Below are 6,731 nucleotides of genomic sequence, written 5' to 3' on the forward strand. Positions count from 1 at the left end.
AAGGCATTTAAAAAGACAACAGATAGGCTTGGGATTGTTTATACGCCCGTTGAGGTTGTTGATTTTATCATTCATTCCGTTAATGATGTTTTAGAGCAAGAGTTTGGAAAAAGCTTGGGATCACGGGGTGTCTCTATCCTTGATCCTTTCACCGGAACGGGTACTTTTATCACGCGGCTGTTACAATCTAAACTGATCAAACCAGAGGATATGGAATACAAATTCCGTCATGATATCCATGCCAATGAGATTGTTCTCTTAGCCTATTACATAGCAGCGATTAACATTGAATCGACGTATCATAGTCTTATGAAAGGAGAGTATATTCCTTTTAAACATATTGGCTTAACCGATACGTTTCGGATGCTTGAAGAGAAGAACTTACTACAGGAATTGTTTAAAGAAAACAGTGAATATTTAGAACATCAAAAGAAGATGAATATTGAAGTTATCTTTGGCAATCCTCCTTATTCAACAGGTCAAAAAAGTGCTAATGATAATGCAAAGAATACACCTTATCCGATATTAGATGACCGCATTCGTGAAACTTATGCCGCTCAGTCAAATGCAAATCTTATACGAAATCTATATGATAATTATATTCGTGCCATTCGCTGGGCTAGTGATCGTATTGATAATGCTGGAGTAATCGGTTTTGTTTCTGGTTCTGGTTACATAGAAAAGTCTACAATGGATGGTTTACGAAAATCTTTAGCCAAAGAATTTAGCAGTATTTACGTACTCAATTTACGAGGAGATCTTCGCAAAAATATGTTAAGCAATGGAGTTGCTCAAGAAGGTGAAAATGTTTTCGGCAATGGTAGTATGACTGGTATTGCGGTAACGTTATTTATCAAAAATCCCAATGCTATTGGACCTTGTAAAATTTACTATCATGATATTGGTAATAATCGTACGATAAAAGAAAAACTTACAGCTCTGGAATGTTTTGGTAGTGTTGGTGGCATTACGGATAAAAAGGGCTGGCAAGTAATTGCACCAGATAAGCATGGTGATTGGATACATCAACGTGATGAGAGTTTCGAAACATTCCTAGCTTTAGGAGATAAGAAAGGACATAATAAAAAGCTCTTTAAAACGTTTTCTTGTGGTATCTCAACTAGCCGTGATGCGTGGGCATATAACTCAAGCCGTGAAGCTTTAGCTAAAAATATGCGTAATATGATTAATTTTTATAATAGTGAAGTGAAACGTTTTAATGATATTTATCACACTGACTGTAAAACACGTACAAAAATTGTAGATAATTTTGTAAATTCAGATGCTAAAAAAATCAGTTGGAGTCGTTCTCTTAAACAACAATTAATTAGTGGAAAGATTTTCGAATTTGAAGATAAATACCTTATTCAAAGCCTCTATCGCCCTTTTACACAACAGTGGCTTTATTACAATCGCATTTTTAATGAGAGAGTTTTACAATTCTCTATAGGGAAAGCGGTAAAAAATAAGGTAATACAAGTTACAGGCGTAGGAGCAAGAAGTGGATTTTCTGTTTTGATGAGTAAGGATTTACCTAACCTTCACGCAATAGATACAGGTCAATGCTTTCCAAGATACTTTTATGAAGATATTACCTCCTTAAAATCTAAAGATAATAACCAGTCACATTTATTTACGAATTCTATAGAAAAAAGCAACAATGCTGATTTACAACGCCGTGATGCCATTACAGATGCGGGATTAGCACATTTTAAAGCAGCTTATCCTAATGAAACCATAACAAAAGATGATCTATTCTATTATGTTTACGGTCTTTTGCATTCGGAAGATTATCGCGCCCGTTATGCTGATAATTTATGCAAAGAATTGCCTCGTATCCCTTGTGTAAAGAGTGCTGGTGATTTTTGGAAGTTTGTAACAGCAGGGCGTGAACTGGGTCATTTGCATGTGAATTATGAAGATGTAAAACCTTATCCAGTAACCTTTAAAAAGGGTAATCCAAAACAGACAGAGATCTCTAATCCCGAAAAGTTTTATTATGTAACTGAAATGAAATTCGCAAAAATTAAGAATAGTAAGGAAAAGGATAAATCGACTGTTTTTTATAATAGCAATATCACAATAACAGATATCCCTCTTGAAGCTTATAAGTATATCGTCAATGGCAAACCTGCTCTTGAATGGGTTATGGGGCGTCAATGTGTAAAGACTGATAAAAAGAGTGGCATTGTCAATGATGCCAATCGCTATGCTGTTGAAACCATTGGCAACCCTGCCTACCCTCTAGAGTTATTTCAGAGGGTTATTACCGTAAGTTTAGAAACCATGAAAATCGTTAAGAACTTACCAAATTTGGTATTAAGAGAAACTGAATAACTTAAAAGCATGCTCACATAATGGGCATGCTAATCTTATTAAAGCCGCTTATGTATTAGTTTAAATAACAGTCTATTTTATCATCTGTTATGAGATAAACTAAGATAGGAAATAATTACGTTATCAAAATCTCTTTAATGGACTTTTGTAAATTCTTTAAACGTATCATCTTGTGAGTTGATTACCTATAATCTTAAAAGGAATAATTTATCATGCGTTATTCTAAAAAGAAACCATTTGCACTTTTAGATACTCTTATTTGGATTGCTTTAAGACTTTTAAGAAATCCACTCTTAAATAGAATTAGATTTTTTTACATTGCCTTTAAAAGATTATACCGTAATCTAAAATGATAGCTTTATTGTTTTCAAAAGCTTTGTTTAAAGAGGATTATGTATATTCATTTTCTTATATTACTTATAGGTTTTGAAGATTTCTCACCCCCCCAAAAAAACCTACAAAACATATAGCATTAGTTGAATTTACAGGTTGTATTTTGATATAGGTTGTTTTTTGTGAAACTTGATAAAAGTTAACATATTGAAATATAATAAACTTTTATTTTTGATAAAAAAAATAAAATAATACGTATAAAAAGAACCCACAAAACCACCAAAACTAACAACCATAAGGATCTTGATAACATTTATTATAAGTTACAAGCTATCTTTTGAAAAGCTTTAAAGGATCATATGCTTTTCATAAAGCACATTTTAATCATTCACTAAAATCATAAGATTCGTTTGTTAAATAAACTGACATAACCGATAAAATAGATAATAATCCATTAAAAGGGATTTTGATCATCTATGGAATAATTTTATAGATCTTTTTTTATAGGTTGTTTCCTTAAAATCTTGCACCAAAACCATGATCAGAGCCATACCACTGTTGAGTTTCTCAACTATGATCAAGGCTTTGGACCGCGCCTTATTTTCTAAATTTTTTGAAATCTTTTTGATATTTTTTAGGTGCTATTTCTTGTCTTTTTTTCCGATAAAATTGACTATTTTCTCTTTCCACGAGCGGGGTTGCTCCTTGCTGGTAACCTCTTGTGGATCATCAAGCTTTTCTGCCACCTGTTTAATCAAAGCGTAACTCACTTGCTTCACCTTTGCTACTTCTTTGGCTAAAGCTAATGCACGTTCAAGATGGGTTTTGTTGATGCTTTCGTCAAAGCCTAGGTGATCACCTGCCGTAAAGCTTTTCTGATAAGATTGTAAGGTCTCAACATCACCCAATAAAGCAAGAGAGCCAAGATGAAGTAAAGCATAATCCGTATCGTTTGCTTTAGACGTGGCGCCTTTTTCCCAAGGAGCTATACCATAATCAGAGCGTAGCCTTTTAGAAAGGTCAATGTCTGTTACCGCCCATTTTAGCGCGTCATCAAGTGCTTGCTTTAAGCGATCCGCAGTAACTTCTGGTTCAAAGATTTCTAACCCCTTTGCTTCAAAATTAAGCTGTATATCTGGAATATCTTCCGTGTGGGTAGGATCAATGAATTTACAAGCGGTGGAAAGAATGCCCGTGCTAATCAAAAAGGCGCTATCAAATTGCGGGTAGTCTTTGGCAATTTCGTCGTTATAAAGAATATCTACTTCACGATCAGCCAATTGATAGCTTGCCATATGGTCATTCTCATTGATTTTCTCGGTTGACCAGCCTAAGCTTTTTAAAAGTGCATGAGCACTTTCCATGGTGAGACGATCATCAGTGTCATCCACTTCATCCACTTCCTCTGCCACTTCAACAGAAGTTGTTTTAGAAGCAACAGATGCTGTTTGCGCATCCAAGCTTAAAATCGGAGCATTTTTAGGAAAACCAGTCCGATAACGGCGTGCAAGAGCAAGGACGTTATCAATAATATGTGCTATGTTTTCCCTTATCAAAGCTGAAAAGTTTTTATCCTTCAAACTTTCCTTATAAAATTTGAGTTTTTCAACATCCCCAATAAGAATAAGTGCAATAAGGTGCAACTTCGCAAAATCATATTCACTGTCTGGGGACAAAGCCGCATAATCATAGATGATTTGATTCACATTTTGTCGATCAGCCCAGCACAAAATATCCGCACAGATCTGCTTCAGTTTACCTTCATCCAATTCAGTACTAGAAACTGCATAAACTTCTTCTGATTCTTTAAGAACGGTATATTGGGGAGTATCGATAAAAATAGATCGATAAGCTGTAGAAAAACCAAGTGTTGAAAGAGAAACCTTGAAGGTAACAAATGGTGTCTCTCCGTTTTTATCAAGGTTGTACACTATATTAATGATACGATCTTTCTTTATAAAATAAGCATTGCAATTGTAATTTTTATCACGATAGACTGTCCAGTCCATCCTTTTTAAGTCTTCAGAAACTGTATTAAGAAAAGACAAATCTTGTAAACTAAGACGATCATCTATAGCTTTTCGCTCATTAAGGATTTTCAGATATTCTTCAGCAAATTGAACGGCCTGGTTAATATATCTCTCTACTTCACGGTCATCCAAAATTTCAGAAATCGTACCTGCTTCTAAAAAATTTTGATAGGATTTCAGGATATCAATTTGACCTGTTAATGCTAAACAAGCTAAATGCCAGACTATATCTATATTGTAGCTATATTTTTGGATAAGCGTTTTGCTTTCTATTGATGCTTGTAAATCTTGGGCACGTGCCCACTGTATTATCCGCTCAGAGATTTTGATAAGCTCTTGCTCATCTAATGTCTCTACACAAATATCAATGCCTTTACCAAAACCACTAAAAATCCCCCCCCCAATCGTATTAAAAGAATTATAAATATTTTTAGGAGAAACACACCAATATTCCTTACTATAGTGAATACAATTGCAAGCGACAGAAATCATTTCATTAGATATTTCAGCTTCAATACGGACATTGTAATTGTCATGGAGACGTATAAAACCAAAATCAAATTGAATAAAGCGGTCGGGCAAAATCAACCACATTTTTCCAGGTTCCGTTGAAAACCACCCTTGTGTTTTAAGAACGCGCATTGCTGCTATGAGACTTATCGAGCGCTGTTTTGGCTTCTTGCGCGTTAGAATATCGTCTAATTCCCCATTTTTATAGGCCTGTGCAAAAAAAAGCAGGCGATCATACCTCGTCATTGTTTTGTAATCAGAAAATTCTGGTACATACAACTGAGATGTAACCTCAGAACTCTTTAAAGTCTCTACATCACCAAGCAAAGCCTTTGCGACAAGAGAATGATCTGCAGCTTCTTCACGTAATTTTTTTTCAATATCCTGTGCTTGCGCCCATGCAATCACTTTGTTTAAAGCTGTTGTGATATGGCTTTCGGAAAGATCCGGAGCTTTAACATTAAAATCCTCCTTCGCGTAAAACAGCACATCTCCATATTTACGCTGTGATTTTTCACCTCTAGAATATTCCCAGCCAAGACAATAAGCAGCGGTGGTGAGATCAGCCGAAAGCAAAAACTCTTTGCCTCTCTCTCCATAATTTTTTACACCATAGCCAATACCGACAATGCGATCGGGAAGATGATAATGCGCAAAAGTATCCCCCACGTTATCACGATAAGGCTCCCAGCCCAGTCTTTTTAAAATCTCTGTGACATCTTTAGTTTGCATCATGACTCACTTTCCTTGTGCAAGAAGCTCTGTTAAACGGCTCGGATGACGAATAACTTCGTATTTTATCGGTCTCCCCCAACCCTTGCCCAGTTGTTCTTTAGGCCAATTTTTCTTAAAATTCCTCAATGCTTCCTCCGTTGGTTTTTCTCTTTCTATAAATTTTTTGAGTTCTTCTTGATATTTATTTAGCTTTTCTTTGTTTTCCTCAAGGAATTTTAAAACAACATCTCCTGTGGGTTGCGCATCTCCTGTTTTATACTCCTTTTCCAAAATCTTTTGGTTTTCGGTTAGACCAGCATTCCCCGTTTTTACCTCAACAATTTTTAATTCACCATCCTCTATATAGAGAATATCAGGACGGGATCTTATTGCAACTTCCTTTGTCCCTCCTTTACCATCAGGTTTCTCAACTATTTTTTTAAACGATGCTTCTTGCGTACATGTTGTGCATCCTGCTTCCTGTAATTTTTGCATTTCTTCTGTACGCTTTCCGTCATGATGCTCCTTATTTTTTTCGAGTGTTTCACGATTGCTATTACTTTTTGAAGGCTTTGGGGATGTTTCGCCCTTGGCACTGTCTTCAGAGCCAATTTTTCCAACTGATTGGGCAAGTTCCTTTTCTGCTTTTGCAGCCGCTTCTTCAGTCTTAGCAGCGAATTTAGCCAGAACCTTTTCGCCAAGCTTTACGCCTCCCTTGGCTGCTCCAGCACCTCCCAAAAACAGCGTTGCTACTTCAGTCAATAATTTTCCAAATTCAAGACCAGCATTAAAGGAACCACCGGCACC

At 35.9% G+C, this 6,731-nt stretch carries 3 protein-coding genes; 1 reads left to right on the top strand and 2 read right to left on the bottom strand.

The annotated features are described in order from the left end of the window. A partial coding sequence (locus tag ACFINM_RS09210) for a type ISP restriction/modification enzyme (RefSeq protein WP_375641181.1) occupies positions 1-2,337 on the top strand: 2,337 nt, incomplete at its 5' end. A gap of 974 nt (positions 2,338-3,311) precedes the next feature. Here ACFINM_RS09210 and ACFINM_RS09215 read toward each other — a convergent pair. Continuing rightward, on the bottom strand, positions 3,312-5,942 hold the full coding sequence (locus ACFINM_RS09215; protein WP_375641183.1) for a DUF6990 domain-containing protein: 2,631 nt from the start codon (positions 5,940-5,942) through the stop codon (positions 3,312-3,314). Between the two features lie 6 nt (positions 5,943-5,948). Then, the coding region (locus ACFINM_RS09220; RefSeq protein ID WP_375621823.1) for a hypothetical protein at positions 5,949-6,731 on the bottom strand (783 nt) is incomplete at its 5' end.

Source organism: Bartonella sp. AA168HLJHH (assembly GCF_042197365.1).
Classification (GTDB): domain Bacteria; phylum Pseudomonadota; class Alphaproteobacteria; order Rhizobiales; family Rhizobiaceae; genus Bartonella.

What these genes read in the sequence shown, in the direction of transcription:
- ACFINM_RS09215 (WP_375641183.1), bottom strand. Translation starts at nt 5,942, where the DNA reads ATGCAAACTAAAGATGTCACAGAGATTTTAAAAAGACTGGGCTGGGAG.